This is a genomic window from Dictyoglomus sp. (assembly GCF_049968615.1).
Classification (GTDB): Bacteria; Dictyoglomota; Dictyoglomia; order Dictyoglomales; family Dictyoglomaceae; genus Dictyoglomus; species Dictyoglomus turgidum.
This window is the reverse complement of sequence record NZ_JBMFQK010000003.1, coordinates 88120-114811: the sequence shown is the minus strand read 5'-3', so window position 1 is coordinate 114811 and position 26692 is coordinate 88120. Positions and strand designations below refer to the sequence as shown.

Below are 26692 nucleotides of genomic sequence, written 5' to 3'. Positions count from 1 at the left end.
TCTCCTATAAGTTTCTATTTGTTAGCATAATTTAAACTTTGTAATTTGTAAAGATGGTAATATATTCCTCTTTTTCTTATTAGTTCTTGATGATTTCCTTTTTCTACAATTCTCCCTTTATGCATTACATATATAGTATCTACTTTTTTAATTGTGGAAAGCCTATGGGCAATTATTATGCTTGTTCTACCTTGAGTTACTTTTTCAATGGCATCTTGTATGAGTTTCTCAGTCTGGGTATCTATATTAGCAGTGGCTTCGTCAAGAATAAGAATCTTAGGTTCAAAGACAAGGGCTCTTGCAAAAGCAATGAGTTGGCGTTGTCCAGCAGAAAGCGTTGCTCCTCTCTCTTGTACAGGTGTATAGTATCCTTGAGGAAGCTCTCTTATAAATTTATCAGCATTTACTAATTTTGCAGCTTCTATTACTTTTTCCTCAGGTATATCATTTCTATTAAGTCTAATATTTTCTAAGATGTTAGTTGCAAAGAGATGTACATCTTGCAGTACAACACTTATTTGTCTTCTTAAATCATAAAGATCAACATCCTTTATATTTATGTCGTCAATTAAAATTTCACCTTTTTGTACGTCATAAAATCTTGTAAGAAGGTTTATTATGGAAGTCTTTCCTGCACCTGTTGCTCCTACGAAGGCTACCTTTTCTCCTGGCTCTATTTTGAAGGATAAATCCTTTATAACCCATTCTTTGTCGTAAGCAAACCATACATTTCTAAATTCTATCTTTCCCTCTATTCGGGTTAATCTTATAGGATTCGAAGGTGAGTCTATGCTTATTTTTTCGTCCCTCAGAAGAAAAATTCTCTCTGCTGATGCCATGGCATCCTGTAATATATCATATTTTTCTGCTATGTCTTGAATGGGTTGAAAGAAACTTCCTAGATAGGAGATAAAGAGAAATAAAGTTCCAAAGGATATTTGGTTATTCATAATTTGCCAACCACCAAAAAAGATTAAAAGAGCTGAGATAATACTGCCAAGAGCACTTACTACAGGTCTAAAAATAGCATTTACAAAGACATTTCTTAACTGTGCCTCTAACAATTTATCGTTTATTTCTTTAAATTCTTTTTCATTTTCTTTCTCTCTTGCAAAAAGTTGGGTTACTCTTACTCCACTTATATGTTCTGCTAAATAGGCATTAAGTCTTGCAAGTCTTATTCTAAAGTTGCGATAGGCTTCCCTCGCATATTTTCTAAATACAAAGCTTATATATCCTACTATAGGAAGAGAGCCAATACATATTAAGGCTAATTTCCAGTTTAAGAGAAACATTACTATGGAAAGTCCGAAAATTAGAAATATATCCACAATAAAACTAGTGATTACAGAATTATACATTTGTTGGAGAGTTTCGGTATCGTTAGTAACTCTTGTAACAAGTCTTCCTACCGGGTTCTTATCAAAGAAGCTTATGGGAAGTTTAAGAATGTGTCCAAAGAGTTCTTTTCGCATATCAAAAATGATTTTTTGAGAGGTTAAATTTAGAATATAAACTTGAGCATAAGTTAGCGTAAATATGAGAAGTATGATTAAAAAATAAATTAAAGCTGATTTTTTAAGATTATTTATATCTTTAAATCTAACAATAATTCTGTCCTTAGAACTTAATTTATTTAAATCTTCAAGCAATATATATTTTCTACTTTTAAAGTCTTTTATTATATTTTTATACCTTTGCAGTATATCCTTAGGTATTTTTTCGTCTAAATAGTAAACTCTTAACTCTTGGTTATTTATTAAGATTGTCTCTATTGGGTTTATACTTTTATCAATGGAATTTTTGATTATATATGGGTTTACAAGTTTTAATACAGTTACAAGAATAATAAGAAGGAGAGCAAAGAGAATATAGTGCAAATAAGGTTTTGCATATTTGAGAAGTCTTCTCATTATTCTTGAATCATAGGCTTTTCCTAATATTTCTTCTTCATAATATTCTTTCATCTTCTCTCCTCTCAAGTTCTGATTCTATCTTTTGCTGCTCAAATAATTCCGCATAAAATCCACCAAGCCTCATTAATTTATTGTGGTCACCTCTTTCTATTATTTTCCCTTCCTTTAATACAATTATTTCATCCGCATCCTGAATTACAGAAAGTCTTTGAGCAATTACTATGAGGCTTTTGTTTTTTCTTATCTCTAAAAGATTTTCAAGAATTTGCCTCTCTGTTTTAGCATCCACAGCAGATAAGGCATCATCAAATATAAGAACAGGAGGATTTATGGCTAAAGCTCTTGCAATGGCAACTCTTTGCTTTTGTCCTCCAGAAAGGGTTACTCCTCTTTCACCTACTATAGTGTGTATACCGTTAGGAAATTCTTTGAGATCTTCCTCTAATGCTACGATTTTGATGAGTTTATAGATTTCATCATCACTTAGGTCAGGTTTTCCAAATCTTATATTGTTTGCAATGGTATCCGAGAATAAGAAACTGTCTTGGGGAACAAATCCTATGTTTTTTCTAAGGTAATGAAGGGATAGATCCTTTATAGGGATATTATCAATAAAGATTTCTCCCTTTTGTATGTTGAATAATCTTGGTATAAGACTTACAAGGCTTGTTTTTCCTGAACCAACAGGACCTGTTATACCTAAAAATTTTCCTGGTTTGATTTCTATGGAGATATCTTCAAGGATCCATTTTGGACTTGATGGATATTTAAAATACACATTTTTAAAAGTTATATAACCCTCTAATGTTTCCTTTTTTATAGATTTAGGGGAGTCTTTTATATCAGGAATTTCATCAAGAACTTCATTTATCCTCTCAAGGGAAGCTCTACCTCTTTGGAAATTGTTAACTACCCATCCAAGGGCATTCATAGGCCAAATAAGAAGCCCTAAATATGAGTTAAAGGCAATGAAATCACCAAGACTAATATTTCCCTTTATAACTTCAAGGCCTCCTAATAAGAATACGAGAAGAATAGAAAGATTTGCCAGAAGTTCAATAGTGGGAAACATAAATCCCCAAGCCTTTACCAAGTGAATATTTTTACTTAATAAATCTTGAGCTTTTTCTATAAATTTTTTTAATTCTGCTTCTTCTTGGACATAGGCTTTTACTACTCTTATTCCAGCTATGGTTTCCTCTGCCTTATCAGTTAGTTTTGCAAAGCTGTCCTGTACAAGTTTGAATCTTTTATGAGTTATTTTCCCAAAGAAGGCAATAGTTAAGGTTATTAATGGGAGAGGTATAGCAATGTATAAAGTAAGTTTAGGGCTTATGCTTAATAAAAAGAAGATAGAAAGGGTGCCAAGGAAAATTGTATCCAGTAGCATAACTACTCCAAAAGCAAACATTTCTCTTACAGCTCCTAAATCGTTTGTGGCAAGAGCCATTAATTCTCCCGTCTTTTTGTAGTTAAAGAAGTTAAGGGATAAAGTTTGTAGGTGAGTAAAATATTTTTCTCTTATTTGGGCTTCTAATTTTCTTGCTGTTGCGAGGATTTGTATTCTCCAAAAAAAGCGAAATATGGCCGTAAGTATGGCAAGAAGTAGTAATGCTGAAAATACTAATAGTAGGCTTTTAAAGGTTAAGGATCCTTTATTAAGGTAGTCTACTCCCCAACCGATTAATCTTGGAGATATGAGTTGGAATATGTCTGTAAGGAGTAGAAAAAATGCTCCTGTTATGTATTTCCATCTGTATTGTATTAATAGCTTTTTAATATGTCTAAGTAATGGTTTGTTCATAACAGTAAATAATTTTATAGCTAATTATTTTTTTTGTAAACAAGAATTATAAAAAAATAAAAGCGGGGAGGAAAAATCCTCCCCGCTTTTTGATTGGTTACTTTATTGAGACATTAAAACCCTAAGGGGGATCAAGGGTAATTCTACATAAACATTTTCTTCCTCATCTTCACTACTTACCCATTTAGACAGTATATCCTCTTGTTTCATTCCAGGGGGAACAATCATATCTATGATATTAGGATCGCCGTAGAAGTCGTCCCCACCACCAAATCTCCATTGTTTAGCTTCTTCTTCTACTTCTCTTACTCTCCAGCTTCCAGGTCTTGGGTATCCTTCTTGTCCACATAATATCACGAGGATTTTCCAGTCAGGTGTTACAGGACCTAAGTATTTTTCAGGTACTGAGATTATTATAGTTCTTTCTGTAGGATCGGTGCTTAATTGTACTACTCCTTTTATCTCTTTTAGTTGTACTTTTCCTTTCTCATCTAATGTAGGAATTATTAATTCTTGTATCCATCCTTCAGCCCAAATTGCTTTGTTCCAACCCTCAGGAATATTAGCTTGTCTTCCAGGTAAGGCTTGATAGTAATAGGTGCTCTCTTTTCCATCATTAATATATATGTCTATGGTTTGAACTGAGACTCCTGTGGGCGAACCCCATGGATTTTCTAAATCTCCTCTAATCTTAATTTTGAATACAATATCATCTTTGCTTTTACCCATTTCTACATGGATTATGTCGAAAACACCGGGTTTAAATACTGGAGCTGTTGGATATACAACTTTGCCCCATCCATAGTCATCCCCAGTTGGATCATCAATAGAGAAGTATGTTATTTCTAACTTCTTCTCAGGAACAGTTAAGTAAATAGGAACATAGTAAGGTACCACATCTATCGGTTCTTCTTTCCCAAATATCACATTCATTGCTATTTGTTCTCTTCCTTGTACTTTAATTTCCTTGAAAGGTACGCCTACTTCTATGTATTTCTCCGATACTCCTGCTTTTAGTGTAGATTGTTGTCTCCAGGAATTATTACCAGTAGCTTGATTTAATATGGCATCTACTTCTCCAAGGGAGCTGATCTTTGAAAAATCAATTAGAAGTTCGTAAGCTATTCCATACCCGAGAGTCTGACTTCCCTTTCTTGGATACAAATTATATTCCTTTTGGTTTGGATTAGAAAAGTACACTGCTAAGAAATAAGGCTTTCCTAAATAGTCTTTGAGATTTGTTTTTGACTCTATAAGAAAGTATACATTATCATTGTCAAGACCTAAGTATACTTTTTCAATAAAATCACTTGGCTTTGTGGAAAGTCCTGTTCCTTTTTTAGCAAGGTAGATTGCAGCGTTCTTCCATTCGTCTTCGGGATTAATCAGTCCATCAATCTTAGGTGTGAATTTTGCTTGTAAGCTTTGTACTGGTTTTTCTTCACCTATTTTTACTATAGGAAGGAACAATTCTTGAGGAACTTCTTTACCAATTAATTTGTAGACATTTATAAGATGTTTCCTAAAGAGTTCATCAAAGGCAAGGTCATTTGTGGAGTCTTGATCATCTCCATACCACCAGAACCAGTCACTACCTTCTGCTGCATATAGTTCAAACCATGCTTTTTCGATATTGTTTCTTAAGAGATCTGGATTTAATACGGGAGATATAGTTTTCTTCTGTTTCACTGTTTCATATATTAACTCTGTCCTTGCTTTATCTAAGATTTCCCATGCTTTGTTTTCTTCTTGTTCTCCTACCCAAGTTAAGAAAGTGCCATCTATCCAAGATCCTGAATGGAGCCTTTCTATCTTCTTAGTGGGAGGGAATTTATTTAAGTAGTCTGTTAGCCTTACTGTTTCAATATAAGGACTGTCTGTGAGTAATTTATAAAGAGTGTTTAAAAATTCCTTTCCATCGTTTTCATAATATTCCCAACAGTTTTCACCGTCAAGTATTACTGTTACGAGATATGACTTTTTGTCATCCTTTACTCTCTCATAGATATTCTCTAAGCGGTTTACAAAGTCTTTTGCTGCATTTTCTCCTTTCATTCCACTATAGACAAAACCAATTTTATCTGAAAGATTTTTGTCTCTAAACACCACATAAACCTTTTTACCTTGTTCTTCCACTATGTAAGGTTGATAAAGTACATCAGGATTCGTTACATTTCCTCTTGAGTCTCTGAGGATAGGAGTGTTTAGAGATTTTGAAAGCACATCCTCATCACTTGCCATCCATAAAAAGCCTGAATTTCCTACGATGGGAATAATGTCTTGGCTTACGGATCCTTCGGAAGGCCAAAGACCCTTTGGTGTATCTTTGAAAAATTTTTTATAGTAGTTAACAGCCATTGAAAGTTGAGCTGATGCATCATCACTGTAGTTTATTGTGGCATTAGGTAGAGCTATGTCTTGTACTGCAATTTTGGCAGATTTTATGTCCACTAATAATGGCATTATTGGATGGAAAAATGGAGTAGTAGTTACTTCTATTTGTTTGGTTTTTTGTAGTTCCGCATAAAGAGGAATAATCTTAGACATAATTTCATATTGTTTGTTTATTACCACTTTTTTATCTTCTTCAGTAAAGTTTTTACCTTTTTCTATAAGTCTTGATAGATCTTTGTCATACTTTTGAAAATCAGGATCAAACCATGCTAAATTGAACCATACTTGTAGATCTCTAAAATCTTGAGTTGTAAAGTTCTGAATTGCTTTTGCTATTACCACATCGTCAACAGATTGGCCTCTTTTATTCAAAAGTTCCCAATATCTTGGGAATTTTTTGATTATTCTATCCCAATTAACGTCAAAGAATCTTCTTAATATAAATTCTTTATCTTCAATGGTAAGTTGATCTGCAGGTTTTTCTGTGAGAATTAGATATTTATCCTTTATGCCCTTCTTGGTATAAAGTTCTAATTGATATAAGAGAGATGGAACCATGTTAAAATTAGCTTTTATTTGGGGATAGTTTTTTAATATGTATGCCATGTCATAGTAATCTTTTATTGCATGCATCCTTACCCAAGGAAGGATATTTATATTTTGATCTGGATCATAATATAAAGGCTGGTGGTTATGCCATATAATGGCTAAGTATAATGGTCTTTCTGCTTTTTGTACCTTTGGATCATAGATATTTAAAGGAATGTCTTGGGAAAAGCTTAAGGAGATTAGGGAAATTATAATAAAGAGTAGAGAAAAAGCTAAAATTCTCTTCATAGAGAATCACCTCTTACTTGACGTATATGAAAGGTACTTGAGCATATACATTTTTCTCAAATTTAGCATCACTCTTATACTTGCCTAAAACTTCAAATTGATTAATTCCCTCGTAATCTAACATGTCTATAATATTAGGATCGCCGTAGAAGTCGTCCCCACCACCAAATCTCCATTGTTGAGCAGTGGAAAGTACCTCTCTAATCCTACAAGAAACAGGGTCTTGAGTCGGGAATCCTTCTTGTCCCATTATGAATACCTGAAATCCCCAACCTTTCTGGAAATCATCTCCAAGGGTCTTTTTAGAAACAGGGATGATGATAGTATTGCCATCAACAGTCACACCTTTTGAGGGGAAGACGCAATATTTGTACATTTCTGGAGCTGCATTCTTTACCGAGCTTTTAAGTTCTGTAGGCCAGCCTTCTACAAGTATAGCTAAATCCCATGCACTTTCTGGAGTGGTTTGAGCTCTTACTCCTGGTATAAAATCTCTAAATCCTGAATCTTTCTTATGATCTTTGTCAATATATATGTGGATTGTTTGAAGAGAGAGTCCTATTGGACTTCCCCAAGGATTTTCTATAGGTACTCTGAAAGAGATTTTAAAGTATACATTATCATTGTCAGCATCTATAACTACTTTTGTCATGTCAAAGGTTCCAGGTTTAAATACCCCATCTGTGGGATAAGTATATGTTCCTGGTCCTTTGTCATCATTTGTAGGATCATTAAAAACTAAAGGATATTTAACAGGTTCTGCAAAAATAAGAGTGGAAAGAAGAATTAGAAATATGAAAATCAAAAACTTTTTCATTTTACTAACCCCCTTTAAAATCGGGGAGGATAAATCCTCCCCGAAATTTTAAATTAATTAGAAATCAAAAGAAATTTTTGCTCCTATTTGCTTTACAAAATCTGCGGGAGTTCCTTCTTCTGGAGCATTACCAAAGTATAAAGAAGCGTTGGGGAGTTCAAGAGCTAAGTAATAAGTGTTATGTTTTGTTCCGTTATCGTTAAATAGTTGAGAGATACCTCTTAGTTTGAGATTTTTAGCCAAGTCATACGCAGCATTTAAGAAAAGATAGGATTTATTTGTTGTATAATTACCAGCTAAATAAATGCTTAAATTATTGTAGATGGTAGATAGATTTCCATAAAGCTCAGTATTTCCACCTATTGGTTGATATAATTTACCATATACAGAAAGATCTTTTAGTGGTACAAAGGTTGCTTCAAGGGTAACATTAGTGGAATTGGTGCTATCAACTGTTGAATTATTCACGGTTCCTTTGATGGTTAAATTCTTGCTTACTATATATGTGACTATACCTGTTAGTTTGGTAGTTTTTTGGCTTATATCTTCTCTATTTATTAGCTCAACAATGGGCTCAAAGGATAAGTTGGAAATTGGAGCAATTACTGATCCAAGCTTAAAGTATGTACCGTAAGATTTACTTTCTCTTGGAATAAGTTGAGTTTGGTCAGTTTTGAACCAATCAAATTGGTTAATATAGCCCTTATCAACTTTCTTTCCAATTCCATAAAGCTTTATAACAGGTGTTAATTGGGTTGAGAAGTCCCCATAAAGGACCATTCCGCCCTCAGAATCGGTAGGATTTGGACCCCATACGCATTTACCATATATTCCTTCTGCTTTTATGTCCACATTAGCTACTTTTCCAGTAACATCTACTCCAAATAGGCTCTTTCCTGCGTTAGCTTGTCCCCAATTACTACCCATAGCAGTAAATCCAACCATGAGTGGTGGGAAAGCTCGTTTTAGTCTCACATAAGAAATTTGATCTGAGGAATTAATTCCTGCCAAGAAATTTGTATCAAATGCTTTTCCAGAGATCTCAATTCCGTTTCCCCATATCCAGGAAGATCCAGGAAGATCTCCAGGTTTATTTAAGAGAAGAGGATCATCAAAGGGAGTTGCATCTTCTCTATAATATACCCTTAAGTTCATAACAGAGCTTTTTGCTATTAAGTGTGCCTTTTGTACTTCTATGATGCCAGGCCCAAAAAGGTTGCTATAATTTGGATATAGATGAAGTTCGAAATAGCTTTCAAGAAGGCTTGAGGGTTCTGCTTTTATTTTAAAGTAGGTATTCCAATAATCCAGATTAACTGGTCCTAAGGTATTAGAGTAATTTCCATTGGAATCTTTTAAGAATTCACTATGAACTCCTATTTCACTATAACCATAGAAAGTGACCTCTTGAGCATAGACAAAGGTTAACGTTAAGAGAAGAGCAAGAATTAAAAACAATACTTTTTTCATCTCAATACCCCCTTTAGATTTTTAAAATTTTTAAGAAGTGAAGTTAACTTGAATTAGTTTTTGTTTTTCTGTATTCTTATTCCTTATATCACCTCCTAAACACGTGTTAATTTTCTTTAATAAAAATTACACGTGTTAGTATTCCTTGATGATATTTTAAGAGAAGATGGTTAAATTTGTCAAGAATATTTTTAAACCAATCTTAAAGTGTTTTAAAATCTTTTAATCTTATCTCTGTAACCTTTCGGGAAACATAGAAAATACTAGAGATCTTTTCAAGAGAAAGATTTAAATATCTACCAAGAAGAAAGTCTGGAAGAAGTAGAGATGCTGCAAAGGTATTAGCTTCTCTTTCAATTTTAGAGTTTTCTATTGGGTAGTCAAAATAGATTTTGTTGTTGGAATAATGAAGTAAGAAATGTCCAATTTCATGGGCAATTGTAAATCGCTGTCTTAAAAGGTTGTCATTTTTGTTAATAAGCATTGTGGGACTATTTTTGCGGTTATACAATATTCCAGAAATCTGTAAGGGTAATTCGTAGAAGTATAATTCTACTCCTAATCCGTAGGCTATAATCTCGGGTTTTATGGGAGGCTTATTTATATAAAAAAGGGATAACAGTTCTTTAATCAGTTCTTCGTACACCTTTTTTCTTCTCCAAGGATTTAATGAGTTGAATTATCATCCTTCTTTCATCTTCATCAAGGGAGGTTTTTGTTCTTAGAAAGGTCTCTATGGTTTCATCATTATCTTCTGAGAAAAAGTAGGAAGTAGGAAGGTTAAGAGCTTGAGCTATTCTTTCTAGGGCTTTTAGAGACGGGTTTTTAAGCCCTCTTTCAATGAGGGATATATAAGATAAAGAAAGACCTGTTTTTTCTGCCAGATCTTCCAGTTTCATATTATGCTTTTTTCTAAGTTCCCTTATTCTCTTCCCCACATTCATGGTTACTTATATTTTATTATCAATTTGGTATTTTGTTAATAAAAGGGGGACTTTTATATTGTCCCCCTAAAAATTAAAAAAGGCTTTCTTCACTTTCTACTAAGAGTTTTAATATTTTAACTGCATTTTCTACGTCTTTTATGTCTACCATTTCATGGGGTGAATGCACATATCTTGTAGGTATAGATAAGGTTCCTGCAGGAATTCCTTCTCCTGTCCTTTGTAGAGCAGCAGCATTGGTACCACCACGAAGTAGAATCTCAATTTGGTAAGGGATATTATTCCTTTCTGCTATATTTTTCAACTTTTCAACTATTCTTCTATCACTAATAGATGCGCTGTCTTTTATTTTTATGGCAGGTCCTTTTCCTAATTCGAGGGACATTCTTTTTGGTCCTTTAGGAGTATCAGAGTGGGCTGTAACATCAACAGCTATGGCAAGATCTGGTTTTATATTAAAGGCAACCACACTTGCCCCTACAAGTCCTATTTCTTCTTGAATAGAAAAGGTTCCATAAAGGGTATAGTAAGGATTAGATTTTTTGAAAACTTCAATTATTATAGCACATCCAATTCGGTCATCCATGGCTTTAGATACAATTCTTTCTCCTAAGTCTTTAAAGCTTGCTGAGTAAACTCCAAAGGTTCCTGGTGGAACAAGCTTTTCTGCTTCTAATTTATTTTTTGCTCCAATATCTACAAAGATTTTATCAAAATCAAGATTTTTGAGGTTTTTTGAAAGTTCCTCGGAAGTTTCTCCTTCAACTCCTACAAATCCTTCTATATTTGGAAATGCTATGCTACTTCCTAACAAGTTATAAGGAGAAACTCCTCCGATAGGTTCTATTCTGATAAATCCTTTTTCATCGATATGAGTGGCAAGGACTCCAATCTCATCCATATGAGCATCAAGAAGTATTTTTCCTTCTTTTTTTCCTTTTTTCCAAACTATTAAGTTTCCGAGTTTATCTATCTCATAGCCATCAATGTATTCTTTTAATTCTTCAAGGATTGCACTTCTTATATTTTCTTCTCTACCACTTGGAGATTTTATTTCTGTTAATTTTTTGATAAGTTCTTTCATCTTATAAGACCTCCTTTATAAGAATTAGGGAAAGAAGCTTTAGAGTATTTTGATAATCACTAATATTTACTACACTCATGGGGGAGTGAATATATCTGGAAGGAATAGATATAACTAAGGATGGTGTACCTGTAGTTATGGCTATTCTTGCCGCATCAGTACCCCCTACAGTTCTTCTTTTTATTTGATAGGGGATGTTATTTTCTTTTGCTACTTTTACCGCAAAGTTAAATAATCTTTCATCGTTTACATATCCCCTATGGGCAGGTGTAATAACAGGTCCTTTTCCAAGTTCTGAAGATCTTCTGTCAGGAGGGAATTCTGGATTATCCCCCGAAGTGGTGGTTTCTACCACAATTGCAAAATCAGGGTTTATCTTAAAGGCACAAGAGCCAGAGCCTCTCAGTCCTGTTTCTTCTTGTATTACAAAGGCAAAAAATGTGTCGTAATATAGATCTAAACCTGAAAGGATTAAGTCCATGAGAATTGAACATCCCCCTCTATCATCAAGGGCTTTTCCAGATATCCATTCTTCGTGTACCATGGCGTTTGGCGCAAAACTTACAAAATCACCAATTTTTACTTTTGATTCAGCCTCTTGTTTTTTTGTGGCTCCAATATCTACTTTTATATTCTCAAAGGATACTTTTTCGTATCCCTCCATAAGGTGTACAGGTTTTGAACCTATAACTCCCAATATCTGTTTTTCTCCTATTACTACCTTTTTCCCTAAGACTACTCTTGGATCAATGGTCCCTAAAGGTATTATGCTTATCTTTCCATCTTCTTCAATATTACTTACAATAAACCCTACTTCATCCATGTGGGCGGTAATCATAAGTTTTTTATTTACTTTACCTTTTTTAAGAGCTATAAGGTTTCCTAATTTGTCTGTCTCTATATAATCTACTTTATCTTTTATCTTTTCTTTAATAAATTCTCTTACTTTTCCCTCAAACCCAGAAACCCCAGGTATATCTGAAAGTTCTTTTAAAAACAATTTTATTCACCTCCTCTTGCAAGGAAAAAGCTCAGAAGTCTTGCGGTTTCCTCCATATCTCTTATGTTTACTACTTCATATGGGGTATGCATATATCTTAGGGGGATAGAAATAAGTAAAGTAGGAATGCCTTCTCTCGTTATTTGTATTCTATCGGTATCGGTATGGCTATGATCACCATTAGGTTCTATCTGATAATTTACTGAAAGTTTTTCGGCAAGATTTTTAATTTTATCGAAATACTCATAATTCACCATAGGGCCTATATCTAATACAGGACCTTTTCCTGTCTCAATTTTAGGATATGATGGTCTTAGGATGTCTCCGTGAGTCACGTCTAAAACTATAGCAAGATCAGGATTTATTTTATATGCAGCATTGACGGCGCCAGACACACCATCTTCTTCTCTCACTGAAAAAACGAAATAAATATCAGCATTGACTATAAATTGATTTAGTAGTTCCAATGTATAAAGGAGAGTGGCACAGCTTGCTCGGTTATCTAAGGCTTTTCCTGCGATATATCTTTCATTCAAATCAAAAGCTTCTGAGTCAAAAGTAGCAAGATCACCTATTTGGACACTATCACTTTTGTCGAGCACATCTATAAAGAGGTCATCGAAAGTAATGTTTTTTTGTCTTATTTCCTCATTCTGTAGATGGGGTTCTAACATGCCTACTATACCGTACGAAATGCCTTCTTTAGTGTGAATTCTTAGCCTTTGAGAGATTACAACCTTAGGATCTACTCCTCCAAAGGTGTGGATACGAAAATAATTTCCAAATTCCTTTTTTGTTATCACAAAAGCAATTTCGTCGGTGTGAGCAAATAAGGCTATTTTTCTTCCATCACCCTTTTTCCTCACAATAAGATTTCCATGATTATCTATGAGGGTTTTTACAGGGGCAATTTTTTCTGCCACATCTTTAATATACTTAATCACTGGAAACTCGTATCCTGAGGGTCCATCCAAATTTGATAGATTCTTTAATATCTCTTTGACTTCCACCCTGAAGCCTCCTTTCTTTTAAAGTTATATTTTGATTATACATGTTTATGCTAAACTTTAGTAGTTTGATTATGGAGGTGGGAGATAATATGGATAAAAGGGAGCAAGTAATAGAGATACTCAAAAGGTTGAGAACTATTTATGAACCTAAAATTGCTCTAAAATTTTCTAATCCATGGGAACTTCTTGTAGCTACAATACTTTCAGCACAAACCACCGATGAAAGGGTGAATATGGTTACAGAAAAGCTTTTTAAAAAATATAGAAGTCCAGAGGATTATTTAAAAGTTTCTTTAGAAGAGTTAGAACAAGATATAAGGTCGGTAAACTATTATAAAACGAAGGCTAAAAATATTAGAGCCTGTGCTCAAATAATTGTAGAAAAATACAATGGTAAAGTTCCAGATACTATGGAGGAACTTTTAAAGCTTCCTGGAGTTGCGAGAAAAACCGCTAATGTAGTGCTTTCCGCGGGTTATGGAAAGAATGAAGGTATTGTGATAGATACCCATGTAAACAGGCTTTCTAAGAGGCTTAATTTAGGGAAGGAAAAAAATAGGGACAAGTTAGAACAGGAATTAATGAAGATTGTCCCAAAAGATGAGTGGGCAAATTTTTCCTATCTTTTGATCCATCATGGAAGAAACGTATGTAAGGCAAAGAATCCAAAATGTGATGAATGTATATTAAAGGATATCTGTCCTTCAGCATTTAATGAGTAGGAGGGGAACATAAGAGTTCTCCTCCTAAATTTTAATAAGATAATGTATTATGAACCATTTCTAAGAGATCTCTTATGGCAAGACCCTGAGGACATTTAGTCTCACATTCTCCACACTTCTTACAATTTTCAGCTCTCTCTTCAGGTTTCATAGCATTATTATATTCCCATCTTGGGGCGCCCCAATCATCATATCTTACACCTTCATTGTAAATATAGAAATTCCTTGGTATATCTACCCCATATGGACAAGGCATACAATATCTGCATTGAGTACAATCTATAGCCCTTCTTCCTAAGAAGGCAAGTCTAACTTTTTCTATAAATTCAAGATCCTCTTTAGAAAAGATATTTACTTCTGCTTTATCTGCGATTTCTAAGTTTTCTTTGACTTGGTCTAAGGTGCTCATTCCGGAAAGAGCAAGCGAAACTTCTTTGTGGTTCCATACCCAAAGTAATGCCCACTCTACAGGAGATCTTTTTGTAGGATATTTTTCTATGAGTTCCATCACATCCTTAGGTGGTCTAGCAAGCCTTCCGCCTCTTAGAGGTTCCATTACTATGACTCCTATCCCTTTTTTACCTGCATATTCTAATCCTTCTTTTCCTGCTTGGTAGTCTATGTCCATGTAGTTATATTGAATTTGGCAGAAATCCCAATCATGAGTATCGATTATTTTCTTAAAGGTTTCAAGGTCATCATGGAAAGAAAAACCAAAATATCTTATGAACCCCTTTTCTTTCATTTTTTCTCCCCATTCAATGGCTCCGAGGTTATATATTTTTTGCCAGCTATCTTTGTTCAAAGCATGAAGGAGATAAAAATCTATGTGATCAGTATCGAGTTTCTTAAGCTGCTCATTTAATAATCTATCCATATCTTCCTTCTTGTTTACAAACCATACAGGAAGTTTTGTGGCAAGGTAGGTTTTTTCTCTATAACCATTCTTTAATGCTTTTCCAACTAATATCTCACTCTGCCCTCCATGATATCCATAGGCTGTATCTACATAATTTACTCCGTGATCAATGGCGTATCTTATCATCTCTATAGCTTTTGGTTCATCAATTTGAGATTCTGTTCCTAGTGTGGGGAGTCTCATTGCACCAAACCCAAGTACTGAAACGGTTACGTCAAGCTTTCCCATTTTCCTGTACTTCATTCTTATCCCTCCTTAATTTTGTGATAATTTCTTGCTGATTTTATATCAGTGGAAATACTATAAAGTAAATGTTTTTTACAATTTTAAATTTTACTATATCATGTTTAAATTGTAAAATATAATCGATTAATTTATTTTTTAGCGGGGTATGTTAGTATGATTGCAGCAGTATGGAAGAATAGAAGAATATCCTTAGAGAATTTACCTAATCCTATCATTGAAAAAGGTGATGAAGTTATTATTAAAGTTCTTGCTTCGGGCATATGTGGCACTGATCTTCATGTGTTTTCAGGAAAGGCATATGGCAAAGATGGAATAATAAGGGGACACGAATTCTCAGGAAGAGTGGTTGAAGTAGGTAAAGAAACTAAAGGGATAAAGGTAGGAGATCTGGTAGCTGTTGACCCTAATATAACTTGTGGCTATTGTTATTTTTGTAAGAGGGGAGAAGTAAATCTTTGTGAGAATCTTATTGCTTTAGGTGTAGATATAGATGGAGGTTTTGCAGAATACTGCATAGTGCCTTATAAACAGCTTTATGTTTTTTCTAGCAAAATCTCCCCTGTAGAAGGAGCAATGATGGAACCTGTGGCATGTGCTCTTCATGGAATTGAGAGATTAAATATTAAATCGGGGGATGTAGTGCTTATTGTAGGAGGAGGCGCCCTTGGATTGATATTACTGCAACTTGCAAAACTTTCTGGGGCTTCTAAGGTCTTTTTGGTGGAAAAGGTAGAATGGAAAAGAGAGATTGCAAAAGAGCTTGGGGCTGATGTGATTATAAGCCCTGAGGAGAATGTGGTAGAGATTATTAAAGAGAATAATAAAGGGAGAGGGGTAGATGTGGGAATTGAGGCGGTAGGAAAAGGGGAGACTGTGAGACTTACCTTGGAAAGTGTAAGAAGGGGAGGAAAAGTTTTAATATTTGGAGTATCCTCTCCTGAGGATTTAATTAGCATTTCTACCTATGACATATACTTTAAAGAGTTAACTATTATGGGCTCTTTTGTTAATCCTTTTACCAATTCAAAGGCTCTCTCCCTTATTGAAGAGGGGAAGATAAATGTGAAAAGAGTTGTTTCTCATGAGTTTCCTATAGAGAAGATAGAAGAAGGAATAAAGATGGGGCTTTCTGGGGATGCTTTGAGGGTAATGATAACTTTTAAGGAGTGATAAAATGGTATTTGATATTATATGTACGGTTACTATTTTAGGGCTTGCTTTAAAGGGAATAAAAGAATTATTTTTTAACAGGCTTGCCTTAATTGTTTCTTTAATAATTGCTTTTTCTTTATCCTCAGTGCTTATGCCTATTTATGGGGAGTATATAAGACTTCCCATAAATCTCTCTTCTAATATATCAAGTTTTATATTAACTTTTATTCTTGCATATCTTCTTCTAACTCTTCCTGGATTCTTTTTAAAAGTGGCTGTTGGAGGTATTATTCTTATAATAATTTATGGGGTTATTTTGAACTTTATTCCTTTAGAATATCAGAAAATGATTGTCCAAAACTCTTATATTTATTCTTTTATAAAGCCCATAGTTTGGTATATATTGATTCTCTTTAGGTTTTTGAGAATTATTAAATGAAGATCTTTGCAATTTCTGATCTTCATATTGATTATCTAAGAATTCGGAGAGGGCTTAAGATTTTTGAAGAGAGGGAATTGCTAAAAGATTTTTTAAAGGAACTAACAAGTAAAGATGTTGATGTTTTTGTCTTTGCTGGAGATATCTCTGCTAAGTTGTGGGAAGTAGAATTATTTTTAGAGGTATTTAGAAAATTTTCAGGATTAAAGATCTTCGTTCCAGGAAATCATGATATCTGGAGGGAAGGTGAAATTACCAGCGATCAAAAGTATTACAAAATTCTTCCTGAGCTTTGTAAAGGGTATGATTTTATATATTTGCCCTTTAAACCCTTAGAATTTAGTAATTTAGCTATAATAGGGACTATGGGTTGGTATGATTATTCTCTTGGGGATAGTTATTATAGTAAAAGGGACTTTGAAAGGGGAGAGTATAAGGGTATTAGATGGAGAGAGACCTATTGGAAGCTTGTGAATTTTTATAACCATGAAAAAGTACTTAGAAATGAGGAGATTTGCGAGTTAATATATGAGGAGTTTCAAAATAGTCTTTTAAAAGTGGAAAAAAGTATAGAAAAAATTGTTATAACCCATTTTATTCCTTTTGAAGAAATCTTGCCTATTAAGAATTTCTTTTCGGCTTATCTTGGGAGCAAAAAATTTGGAGATGTCATTGTTGCAAATAATGTAGGCAAAGTTATATGTGGACATGAGCATAAAAGTGGAGTCTTTTATGTGAGCAATATAACCGTATATAAGCCTGCTATTGGATATGCAGATTCCATTGAGTCTTTAATTTCTAAGTATAGACAAAACTCTATACTGATAGAGATATTAGATAATCACAGGCTTAGTATGATATAACTCTAAGGCTCTATATATGGCTCCATAGACTACTGTTTTTGGATAGAGAGCTGAAGGTATGATTTTTACAGGAACAGGCAAATAATATTCTATAGTTGGCTTTATCTTCCGCATTAAAATATTTAGGAATTTTCCTACTATTCCACCTACTATTATGACTTCAGGATCAAGTACACTTACCATGTTTACTATAGCCTTTCCAAGGTATTCCCCGATCCTATCAATTAATACTTTTATTTCTTCAACCTTGTTGTAATCATCGAAGATTATTTCCAAAAGAGTATATTTGGAGTCGAAGGATTTTGCTTTTTCAATGATTCTTGCTCCCGAAGCAACCCATTCTAAGGCACCTAAGGGAGTATATTCTACGCCAGGAAAGTTTTCATGGTGACTATCCACTACCATATATGCGATTTCACCAGCAAACTTATTACTTCCTTCATAAAGTTTACCATCTATGACAATTCCCGCACCTATTCCTGTACTTAGGCTTAAATATACTATATTTTTAAGACCTTTTCCTGCTCCTTTCCACATTTCACCCATTACAGCCGTATTCACATCATTCTCTAAAATTACCTGAGTTTCTGGAAAAGCTTCTTTTATTAAATTCTGAAGAGGAGCATGATTCCACTCAGGTAGGTTTGGTGCGAAGATTAGTTTTCCCTCTTCTATAATACCAGCAATTCCTAAGGCAATTACTCTTATATTCTTCTCTTCAACACTGTTTTCTTTTAGAAATTGCTTTATTATGTCAATAAAGTTTTCTGGTTTCATCATATTTTTTTGCCGTAAATCATTAAGAGATAACACCTTTTCATATAAAATCTCTCCACACAGATCTGACAAGGCAAAGCGCATGATAAATCCTTCTATGTCTCCTGCAAGAAAATATCCATGTCTTGCATTATACTTTAAAAGAATCCCTTTTCTTCCTTTAGAACCTTTTCCTTTTCCTACTTCAATAACTAATCCTTCTTTTAATAACTCTTTTATATGGGTAGAGACAGTGGGACGACTTAATCCTAATCTTCTTGCAATTTCTGCACGGGATATAGGGCCTTCTTCTCTCAATAATTTCAAAATTTGTCCTTTATTAACTTCATCAATTAATTGAGGTCTTCCTATCTTCATATTTTCTTCTCCCCATAAATAAAATTTTTAAATTAAAAATATAACGAAAGAAAAATTTTGTCAAGGAAAAATAAAGATATAATTTAAATTATAGTATTTAACTTATGTTTATTTGTTAAGTTTGACTTTTCAATGAAAAAATCTTATAATTTATAAAAAATCCATACTTAAAAGGTATAAAATGTCTATTAAAGTAGCAGTAGGAATGAGTGGCGGTGTGGATAGCTCCATAACTGCATACCTTCTTAAAAAAGAAGGGTATGAAGTTATTGGTTTAACTATGAACATTGCTTATTCTTCTTCTATTAAAGATGCAAAAAAAGTTGCAGAATATCTTAATATACCTCATTTTTTTGTAGATCTAAAGAAGGAATTTGAGGAAAAGATAATAAAATATTTTGTGGAATCTTATAAGCATGGTTATACTCCAAATCCGTGTGTCTTCTGTAATAAATTAATAAAATTCGGACTTCTTCTTGAAAAGGCTAAGGAACTTGGGGCAGATTTTCTTTCAACAGGTCACTATGTAAGAAAGGTCTGGGATGAGGAAAGGAAAACATATCTCCTTATGAGGGCTAAAGACCTAAAAAAGGATCAGTCTTATTTTCTTGGGATGTTAACTCAGGAACAAATTAAAAAGACTCTTTTCCCTTTAGGGGAGCTAACAAAGGAAGAAGTAAGAAAAATAGCTGATGAGCTTGGGATTTTTGTGGCTAATAAAAAGGAAAGTCAGGATATTTGCTTTTTGCCTGATAAGGATTATAAGAGATTTTTGAGTAAATATCTTGAAGATAAGCCAGGAAAAATTATTACGGAAGATGGAAAAGAAGTGGGTTATCATAGTGGAGTTTTCTCTTTTACTATAGGTCAAAGAAGGGGTTTAAGGGTTGCTTTAGGAGTGCCAGTTTATGTGAAAGATATTGATCCTAACACGGGGAATGTTACCGTAACAGATAGAGAGAAAGTATTTGGAAAAGAAGTTTATGCTGTTAATGTAAATTATCCTTCATATTTTCCAGAGAAAAGAGAATTGAGGGCCTATGCTATGATAAGGTATAATATGAAACCTTCTCCTGGAGTATTGAAGATTGTTTCAGAAAAAGAAGTTTTATTTATATTTGATGACCCTCAGTGGGCTATTACTCCAGGGCAAATCCTTGTCTGCTATTTAGATAATCATGTTCTTTGTGCAGGTATAATTGAAAGAAAGTAAATTTTTGAAAACCTATGATTTGAAAATTTTTTATTTTTGTATTATAATTTATGACACAATTTAAGAAAGTTTTGTTTTAAAGGCTGAGAACAGGAGGAGTAGCTCCCAAGCGGGATCCAGAGAGGCCGGGTAAGGTGGAAGCCGGCTATCTGCGCAGGGAGTGAATGGGCCTGGGAGCTGCATACTGAAAGGGAAGATAATGTTCTTCCCGAGTAAGCTATGCCGGAGTAGCCACCGTTATCAAGGCGAAGGGTATCGGAGGCGATGTGGTACTCCCGTACCCGAGAACGAGATGGGCAATGTAGCCCAAGAAAGGTGGCACCGCGAGAGTAAACCCTCTCGCCCTTTTAAAAGGGCGAGAGGGTTTTTTATTTGGAAGGTTTTTAAAACTCTTTTAGGGAGGTGGTCCCAATTGTGGAGAAGATTTTATCAACAAAAAACTATGTACCGATAATTTATGATTTTCCAGGAGATTTTGAAACTCCGTCTAGTTTGCTTTTTAAAGTAAGGGATGAAGACTTTTTATTTCTTTTAGAAAGTGCAGAGGGTGGGGAGAGAGTTGGTAGGTATTCTTTCATAAGCTGGAGGCCCAAAGAAGTTTTAACCTTTAATAATGATGTAAATTTTGACATTTTGACATATCTTTCTGAAAGATTCCCTGTGGTTAATGTTAAAAATGGGAAAATTTTACCAAGATTTGTTGGAGGATTGGTAGGTTATTTTGGTTATGATTTGGTTAGGCAGTGGGAAAAGCTCCCTAATTTAACCCATGATCCTATTGGATTTCCCTTGGCAGAATTTCAGGTGGTAGATTTTTTAGTGGTTTTTGATCATCTTAAAAGGAGAATAAGCGTGATTTTTCTTATACCCGAAGAGGAAATAGGTAATTTTGAGGTAAAAGATAGAATAGAAGAAAAACTCTCAGAGATTAAGGAAGTTTTAAAGAAACCAGTAGGAAATCTTTGTAAAGCAAACATTAATGCACAAATAGAAAATTTAACTTCAAAGGATGAATACGAGGAGAATGTTAAAAAAGCTATAGAATACATAAAAGCAGGAGAGATATTTCAGGTGGTATATTCCCAAAGATTTTACACGAGATATGAGGGAGACCCTTACCTTCTTTATAGGGCTTTGAGGTTTGTAAATCCTTCTCCTTATATGTTCTTCTTAAAGTTTAAGGATAGATATTTAATTGGTTCTTCTCCTGAAGCTCTTGTAAAAGTTGAAGAAGGGAAAGCAGAGATAAGACCTATTGCTGGTACAAGAAGAAGGGGGAAGGACGAGGAAGAAGATATATCTCTTGAAAAAGAACTTCTTAGGGATGAAAAGGAAAAGGCTGAACATACTATGCTTCTTGATCTTGCAAGAAATGATCTTGGAAGGGTTGCAAAGATTGGTACTGTAAGGTGTGAAAATCTGATGCATGTAGAAAAGTACTCTCATGTAATGCATTTAGTAAGCACTGTTACTTGTGATGTTAGAGAAGGCATTCACCCTCTTGAGGTTCTAAGAGCTTCCTTTCCTGCAGGCACAGTATCTGGAGCTCCAAAGGTTCGAGCTATGGAGATAATAGAAGAACTCGAGAAATATCGTAGAGGTCCTTATGCAGGAGGAGTTGGTTATTTTTCTCTAAATGGTAATTTAGACACTTGCATAACTATAAGGACATATCTCTTAAAAGGGAAAGATCTATTTATCCAGACAGGAGCTGGTATTGTTTATGATTCTATTCCAGAAAGAGAATATAAGGAATGTATAAATAAAGCTAAGGCTCTTTTTGAAGCCATAAAGATTGTGGGGGATATTTAATATGGTGCTTTTAATAGATAATTACGACTCTTTTACTTACAATCTCTATCAGTATGTAGCTGAGTTTTGTAAGGTAAAGGTATATCGAAATGATAAAATAACTATTGAAGATATTTATAAATTAAATCCTCAGGCAATTATCATCTCTCCAGGACCTTCTATTCCCGAAAATGCTGGAGTAAGTATTCCAGTAGTAAAAGAATTTAAGAATAAATTGCCAATTCTTGGAATCTGCCTTGGACATCAGGCTATCGCTGCGGCTTTTGGAACCAAGATTGTAAGGGCACCTGTTCCTGTGCATGGGAAAGTTTCTTATATTTATCACTCTCAAAATCCTATCTTTGAGGGTATAAATAATCCTTTTGAAGCAACAAGATATCATTCTCTTGTAGTGGACATAGATTCTTTGAGCTCTTCTTTAAAAGTTATAGCCTGGACACAAGACAAACTTATCATGGGGATTCAATATGAGGATAAACCAGTGTATGGATTGCAGTTTCATCCTGAATCTATATTTACAACTTTTGGAAAAAGAATAATTAAAAATTTCCTAAAAATAGGGGGTGTCATATATGGTTAAAGAATTTTTGAAAAAGATATCTGAAGGAAAGCATTTAAATTTTGAAGAGGCAAGAGAAATAGTACTTAGTATTGATAGGGAAGAGATTACAGAGGCACAGCTTGGAGCTATTCTTCTCGGTTTAAGGTTAAAAGGAGAAAATCCAGAGGAGATAGCTGGTTTTGTGGATGTACTCCATGAAAAGGCAAAAAAAGTACCTAATAAGACTCCAGCTATAGATGTCTGTGGTACAGGAGGAGATAAATCAAATACTTTTAACATCTCCACTGCTGTAGCTTTTACTCTTGCAAGCTTAGGAATTAAAGTAGCAAAGCACGGTAATAGAGCTATGTCAAGTAAAGCGGGTAGCATTGATGTGATTGAGGCTTTGGGCTTCAAATGTAGCGATAATCCTGAAGAAATTGCAAAGAACATAGATGATAAAGGAATAGGCATAATCTTTGCACCCTATTTTCATCCTGTGGTAGGTAAAGCGGTAAAGGTGAGAAGAGAACTTGGTATTGGAACCATATTTAACATGGCAGGTCCTATGTTAAATCCTGCTAATTTATCTGGACAAATTCTTGGGGTTTACTCAGAAAAAGTTATGCATAGAATGGCAGAAGCGTCTTTAATCTTGAAAAAAGATAATATTTTATTCTATCACGGTAAAGATGATGGAATTGATGAGATCTCTTTGTCTGGAAAAACTGTTTTTGCCTATTTAAAAAATAGTAAAATAGATTATTTTGAATTTTCTCCTGAGGATATTGGAGTAAAGAGATATCAAAGAGAAGATTTTAATGGTGGAGATGCTCAGGAAAATGCCAAGATATTAGAGAACATTTTTAAGGGTAGAGCAAAAGAGGCTCATATTGACATTGTGGCAGTAAATAGCGCTTTTGCCCTTTGGGTTTTAGGAAAAGTAAAAGAGGTAAAAGAGGGCTTTGATATGGTAAAGGATCATATCATGAAAGGAAAAGTATATGAATATATTGAAACCTTGAGGGGGAAGACCGCATGAATATTTTGGATAAACTTGTAGAGGAGAAGAAAAAAGTAATTTTCAATAAAATATATAAAATACCTAATAGCTTTCCTGAAAAGGAAAAGGACTATTTTTATAAAGTTTTAAGCAAGGATAGATTCAATATAATAGGAGAAATAAAACCTGCTTCTCCTGTGAAGGGAAAACTTCTTTCTCTAACCATTTCTGAGATGGCAAGGATATACGATGGCGCTAAGGAAATATCTGCTATATCGGTCCTTACTGCTGAGTCTTTTTCTGCAAGTATGAATAATCTATCTTTGGTAAGGAAGATTACTCAGAAACCTTTGTTACAAAAGGATTTTATTCTTATACCTGAGCAAATTTACGAAGGAAGACTCCTTGGTGCTGATGCAATCTTACTCATAGCAAGGATACTTTCTCAGAGTGATATTAAGGCTTTGTACAATCTTTGCTTGAGGCTTGATATGGAACCCATAATAGAGGTTTACAATGAAGAAGATTTAGAAAAAGTAATTGATTTAAAACCAAGAATTATTATGATAAACAATCGAGATCTTACAAGTTTTAAAGTAGATATTAATAACACCTTAAGGTTATTGCCTCATATACCAGCAGATACTTTTGTGATAAGCGCCAGTGGTATAAAAGATGGAGAAGAAGTAAAGATTCTTTATGAGCATGGAGTAAAAGGTATTCTTGTTGGAGAAAGCATTGTGATCTCACAAGATCCTCAAAAGAAAATAGAGGAACTTTTTGAGGGATGTGGATTAAAATCTGTGGAATAACAGATATAATAAGTGCTTTGCATTGCGAAATGGAGAAGGTGAATGCCATAGGTTTAGTTTTTGTTCCATGGTCTCCCAGATTTATATCCATGGAACAGCTTAAAAAAATGTCCCCCCATCTTAAGAGAATTAATATAATGAAAATAGGGGTATTTGCAGGAAATTCTGAAGAAGAAATAAAAGAGGTTTTGGAAATTCTTCCTCTTGATGGGATTCAATTTCATGGGAATGAGGATCTTTCTTTTTTAGAAAAGTTTAAAGAATATTTCTTGATTAGGGCTCTAAATATAGATGAAGAAGTTGACTTAGAAGAGAATATAGAAAAATTTTCCAAATTGGCTTATATTTTGCTAGATAAAAGCAAGAAATCAGATATGAGTTTTGAAGAATTTATAAGAAAGGTAAAAAATTACGTGGATAAGAAGGTGATTATAGCAGGAGGTATAAATGAGAGTAATGTAGATATGGCTTTAGAGCTTGATCCGTTTGGTTTGGATCTTTCCAGCGGTGTTGAAATAGAAAAGGGCAAAAAAGATCTTATTAAGATATCAAATTTTATGAGAAAGGTGAGAGATTATGAGAAAAATAGACTTTAAAAATCTTCCCGATGAGAGAGGATACTTTGGAGAATTTGGAGGAAGGTTTGTTCCTGAGACTTTAATGGAACCATTACTTCAGTTAGAAGAAGCTTATAATAAATACAAAGATGATGAAGAATTCAAAAAGGAATTAGGTTATTATCTTAAAACCTATGTGGGAAGACCAACTCCTCTCTATTTTGCAAAAAATCTCTCAGAAAGGCTAAATGCAAAGATATACCTAAAGAGAGAAGACTTATGCCATACAGGAGCTCACAAAATAAACAATGCTGTAGGACAAGCACTGCTTGCTAAATACATGGGAAAAAGGAGACTAATCGCAGAGACGGGCGCAGGACAACATGGTGTTGCTACTGCTACTGTAGCTGCACTTTTTGGTTTTCAGTGCACAGTTTATATGGGAGAGGAAGATTGTGAAAGGCAAAAGATTAATGTCCTAAGGATGAAACTCTTAGGTGCAGAAGTAGTTCCTGTAAAGGTTGGTTCAAGGACTTTAAAAGAAGCAATAAATGAGGCATTGAGGGATTGGGTAGCACATCCTGAAGATAGTTATTATCTTTTGGGATCAGTAGTTGGTCCTCATCCTTATCCCATTATTGTAAGGGATTTTCAAAAAATAATAGGCGAAGAAGCCAAGAATCAGATATTAGAGATAGAAGGAAGACTTCCTGATTATTTGATAGCCTCCGTAGGAGGAGGAAGCAATTCTATAGGACTTTTTTATCCTTTTCTTGAGGAAGATGTAAAGATAATAGGAGTTGAGGGAGGAGGAAAGGGGTTAGGATCTGGCTTACATTCTGCAAGCATAAATTTTGGAAAAGTAGGGGTTCTTCACGGGGCTAAGATGTATCTTATACAAGACGAAAATGGGAATGTTTCTCCTACTCATTCCATATCTGCTGGTTTGGATTATCCTGGGGTGGGTCCTGAACATAGTTTCCTTGCTCAGATTGGAAGAGTAAAATACGATATAGCTACTGATGATGTGGCATTGAAGGGTTTTTTGACTCTTTCGGAGTTGGAGGGAATTATTCCTGCTCTTGAGAGTGCTCATGCCATAGGATATGTAATAGAGCATAGAAAAGATTTTCCTGAAGAAGAACCTATTATAATAATCAACCTTTCGGGAAGAGGAGACAAGGATTTAGGAATAATAATAAATTACATGGGGGAGAAAGAATGAGCAATTTATTAGAAAAATTCAAAAATAAAAGTAAATCTCTATTTTTTATTCCCTTTTTTGTTTCAGGATTTCCCAGTTTTGATTTTTTGGAGGGTTTTTTATTGAAGAACAAGGATAAGATTGATATACTTGAGCTTGGGGTTCCTTTTTCGGATCCAGTGGCTGATGGTCCCGTTTTACAGGAGATAAATTACAGGGCGATGGTAAGGGGAGTAAATTTAAATAGTACTCTTGATTGGCTTGTGAGGTCGGGAGTTTCGAGAAATATTGATGTTATTCTTCTACTTTATTTTAATTTAATTCAGAATAAGCTTGAAGAGAATCTGAAAAGATTCAAGGATACGGAGATTAAAGGATTAGTTATACCTGATCTTCCTATGGAAGAGGCAGAAACTTTAATTCCTCTATTTAATAAATATAACCTTGATCTTATTCTTTTTATTTCTCCTACCACAAGGGATGAAAGGATGAAAAAGATTTTAAAAATGGCTCCAAGTTTTCTTTATTGTATCTCTGTCAAAGGAGTGACAGGAGAAAGGGACAAACTTCCTGAAGAGGGAGTGTCTTTTATAAGTAGGATTAAAAAAGAAACTGATAAACCTCTTGTTTGGGGTTTTGGTTTAAGTAATAGTTCTCAAATAGCTGCTTTAAAAGGCTTAGTTGATGGAGTAATTGTGGGAAGTGCTATAGGGAAGAGACTTTTAAATAATGAGGATATTCAGGAATATTTTGATGAGCTTTATAGAGCTACATTATGAATTTTTAGGAGGACTAAAAA

Annotated in this window: 24 protein-coding genes and 1 other annotated feature; of the genes, 12 read left to right on the top strand and 12 right to left on the bottom strand. The window is 34.2% G+C overall.

The genetic code is table 11. The annotated features are described in order from the left end of the window. Positions 1–14: 14 nt before the first annotated feature. The 10 genes from ACP5QL_RS03970 to ACP5QL_RS03925 form a co-directional block, all read right to left on the bottom strand. Positions 15–1967 carry an ABC transporter ATP-binding protein gene (locus ACP5QL_RS03970; protein ID WP_428125519.1) on the bottom strand — a complete coding sequence of 651 codons (1953 nt, stop codon included), beginning with the start codon at positions 1965–1967 and terminating at the stop codon, positions 15–17. Beyond that, positions 1951–3720 carry an ABC transporter ATP-binding protein gene (locus ACP5QL_RS03965; RefSeq protein WP_272996139.1) on the bottom strand — a complete coding sequence of 590 codons (1770 nt, stop codon included), beginning with the start codon at positions 3718–3720 and terminating at the stop codon, positions 1951–1953. Before ACP5QL_RS03965 ends, ACP5QL_RS03970 begins: the two co-directional genes overlap by 17 nt. A gap of 102 nt (positions 3721–3822) precedes the next feature. Next, complete coding sequence (locus ACP5QL_RS03960; RefSeq protein ID WP_428125516.1) at positions 3823–6951, bottom strand: glucodextranase DOMON-like domain-containing protein; 3129 nt, start codon at positions 6949–6951, stop codon at positions 3823–3825. Between the two features lie 13 nt (positions 6952–6964). After that, positions 6965–7768 carry a glucodextranase DOMON-like domain-containing protein gene (locus tag ACP5QL_RS03955; RefSeq protein WP_012583046.1) on the bottom strand — a complete coding sequence of 268 codons (804 nt, stop codon included), beginning with the start codon at positions 7766–7768 and terminating at the stop codon, positions 6965–6967. A 57-nt stretch (positions 7769–7825) separates the two neighbouring features. After that, complete coding sequence (locus tag ACP5QL_RS03950; protein ID WP_428125512.1) at positions 7826–9238, bottom strand: hypothetical protein; 1413 nt, start codon at positions 9236–9238, stop codon at positions 7826–7828. 202 nt (positions 9239–9440) lie between these two features. Continuing rightward, positions 9441–9884, bottom strand: a complete 444-nt coding sequence (locus tag ACP5QL_RS03945; protein WP_428125509.1) for an ImmA/IrrE family metallo-endopeptidase — start codon at positions 9882–9884, stop codon at positions 9441–9443. Further along, on the bottom strand, positions 9865–10182 hold the full coding sequence (locus ACP5QL_RS03940) for a helix-turn-helix domain-containing protein (protein ID WP_272996112.1): 318 nt from the start codon (positions 10180–10182) through the stop codon (positions 9865–9867). Before ACP5QL_RS03940 ends, ACP5QL_RS03945 begins: the two co-directional genes overlap by 20 nt. A gap of 73 nt (positions 10183–10255) precedes the next feature. Then, a complete protein-coding gene (locus ACP5QL_RS03935; protein WP_012583050.1) occupies positions 10256–11266 on the bottom strand; it encodes a M42 family metallopeptidase in 1011 nt (336 codons plus the stop codon). Position 11267: 1 nt separating this feature from the next. After that, a complete protein-coding gene (locus ACP5QL_RS03930; RefSeq protein WP_012583051.1) occupies positions 11268–12266 on the bottom strand; it encodes a M42 family metallopeptidase in 999 nt (332 codons plus the stop codon). A gap of 2 nt (positions 12267–12268) precedes the next feature. After that, positions 12269–13276 (bottom strand): M20/M25/M40 family metallo-hydrolase, encoded by a 1008-nt coding sequence (locus ACP5QL_RS03925; RefSeq protein WP_012583052.1) that lies wholly within the window; start codon positions 13274–13276, stop codon positions 12269–12271. A gap of 89 nt (positions 13277–13365) precedes the next feature. Between ACP5QL_RS03925 and nth the strand changes: the two genes are divergently transcribed. Next, positions 13366–13998 carry an endonuclease III gene (gene nth, locus ACP5QL_RS03920; RefSeq protein WP_012583053.1) on the top strand — a complete coding sequence of 211 codons (633 nt, stop codon included), beginning with the start codon at positions 13366–13368 and terminating at the stop codon, positions 13996–13998. 31 nt (positions 13999–14029) lie between these two features. Here nth and ACP5QL_RS03915 read toward each other — a convergent pair whose 3' ends face one another. Continuing rightward, complete coding sequence (locus tag ACP5QL_RS03915) at positions 14030–15160, bottom strand: aldo/keto reductase (RefSeq protein ID WP_012583054.1); 1131 nt, start codon at positions 15158–15160, stop codon at positions 14030–14032. Between the two features lie 156 nt (positions 15161–15316). On the opposite strand from ACP5QL_RS03915, the gene ACP5QL_RS03910 reads away from it, so the two are divergent. From ACP5QL_RS03910 to ACP5QL_RS03900, 3 genes are read left to right on the top strand one after another with little or no spacing between them, the layout of a single operon-like run. Continuing rightward, positions 15317–16333 carry a zinc-dependent alcohol dehydrogenase family protein gene (locus tag ACP5QL_RS03910; RefSeq protein WP_272996108.1) on the top strand — a complete coding sequence of 339 codons (1017 nt, stop codon included), beginning with the start codon at positions 15317–15319 and terminating at the stop codon, positions 16331–16333. 4 nt (positions 16334–16337) lie between these two features. Then, positions 16338–16754 (top strand): hypothetical protein, encoded by a 417-nt coding sequence (locus ACP5QL_RS03905; protein ID WP_012583056.1) that lies wholly within the window; start codon positions 16338–16340, stop codon positions 16752–16754. After that, entirely contained in the window at positions 16751–17617 is an 867-nt protein-coding gene (locus tag ACP5QL_RS03900; RefSeq protein ID WP_012583057.1) for a metallophosphoesterase, read from the top strand. The genes ACP5QL_RS03905 and ACP5QL_RS03900 overlap by 4 nt, the downstream gene beginning before the upstream one ends. Here ACP5QL_RS03900 and ACP5QL_RS03895 read toward each other — a convergent pair. Then, entirely contained in the window at positions 17588–18751 is a 1164-nt protein-coding gene (locus tag ACP5QL_RS03895) for an ROK family transcriptional regulator (RefSeq protein ID WP_272996105.1), read from the bottom strand. The genes ACP5QL_RS03900 and ACP5QL_RS03895 overlap by 30 nt on opposite strands. Positions 18752–18914: 163 nt before the next feature. Here ACP5QL_RS03895 and mnmA point away from each other — a divergent pair, with 163 nt between their 5' ends. The 8 genes from mnmA (at position 18915) to trpA (ending at position 26672) form a co-directional block, all read left to right on the top strand. Next, positions 18915–19964, top strand: coding sequence for a tRNA 2-thiouridine(34) synthase MnmA (gene mnmA, locus ACP5QL_RS03890; protein WP_272996118.1), 1050 nt, complete (start codon positions 18915–18917; stop codon positions 19962–19964). A 76-nt stretch (positions 19965–20040) separates the two neighbouring features. Further along, positions 20041–20314: a binding site (T-box leader), on the top strand. Positions 20315–20378: 64 nt separating this feature from the next. Next, complete coding sequence (locus ACP5QL_RS03885; RefSeq protein WP_272996104.1) at positions 20379–21776, top strand: anthranilate synthase component I family protein; 1398 nt, start codon at positions 20379–20381, stop codon at positions 21774–21776. Between the two features lies 1 nt (position 21777). Then, positions 21778–22356 carry an anthranilate synthase component II gene (locus tag ACP5QL_RS03880; RefSeq protein WP_012583061.1) on the top strand — a complete coding sequence of 193 codons (579 nt, stop codon included), beginning with the start codon at positions 21778–21780 and terminating at the stop codon, positions 22354–22356. Further along, entirely contained in the window at positions 22349–23359 is a 1011-nt protein-coding gene (trpD, locus tag ACP5QL_RS03875; RefSeq protein ID WP_428125501.1) for an anthranilate phosphoribosyltransferase, read from the top strand. The genes ACP5QL_RS03880 and trpD overlap by 8 nt, the downstream gene beginning before the upstream one ends. Continuing rightward, positions 23356–24132 carry an indole-3-glycerol phosphate synthase TrpC gene (locus ACP5QL_RS03870; RefSeq protein ID WP_272996099.1) on the top strand — a complete coding sequence of 259 codons (777 nt, stop codon included), beginning with the start codon at positions 23356–23358 and terminating at the stop codon, positions 24130–24132. Before trpD ends, ACP5QL_RS03870 begins: the two co-directional genes overlap by 4 nt. Then, complete coding sequence (locus ACP5QL_RS03865) at positions 24108–24728, top strand: phosphoribosylanthranilate isomerase (protein WP_012583064.1); 621 nt, start codon at positions 24108–24110, stop codon at positions 24726–24728. Before ACP5QL_RS03870 ends, ACP5QL_RS03865 begins: the two co-directional genes overlap by 25 nt. Beyond that, positions 24709–25914 carry a tryptophan synthase subunit beta gene (gene trpB / locus ACP5QL_RS03860; protein ID WP_012583065.1) on the top strand — a complete coding sequence of 402 codons (1206 nt, stop codon included), beginning with the start codon at positions 24709–24711 and terminating at the stop codon, positions 25912–25914. The genes ACP5QL_RS03865 and trpB overlap by 20 nt, the downstream gene beginning before the upstream one ends. Further along, on the top strand, positions 25911–26672 hold the full coding sequence (trpA, locus tag ACP5QL_RS03855) for a tryptophan synthase subunit alpha (protein WP_272996096.1): 762 nt from the start codon (positions 25911–25913) through the stop codon (positions 26670–26672). The genes trpB and trpA overlap by 4 nt, the downstream gene beginning before the upstream one ends. Positions 26673–26692: the final 20 nt, after the last annotated feature.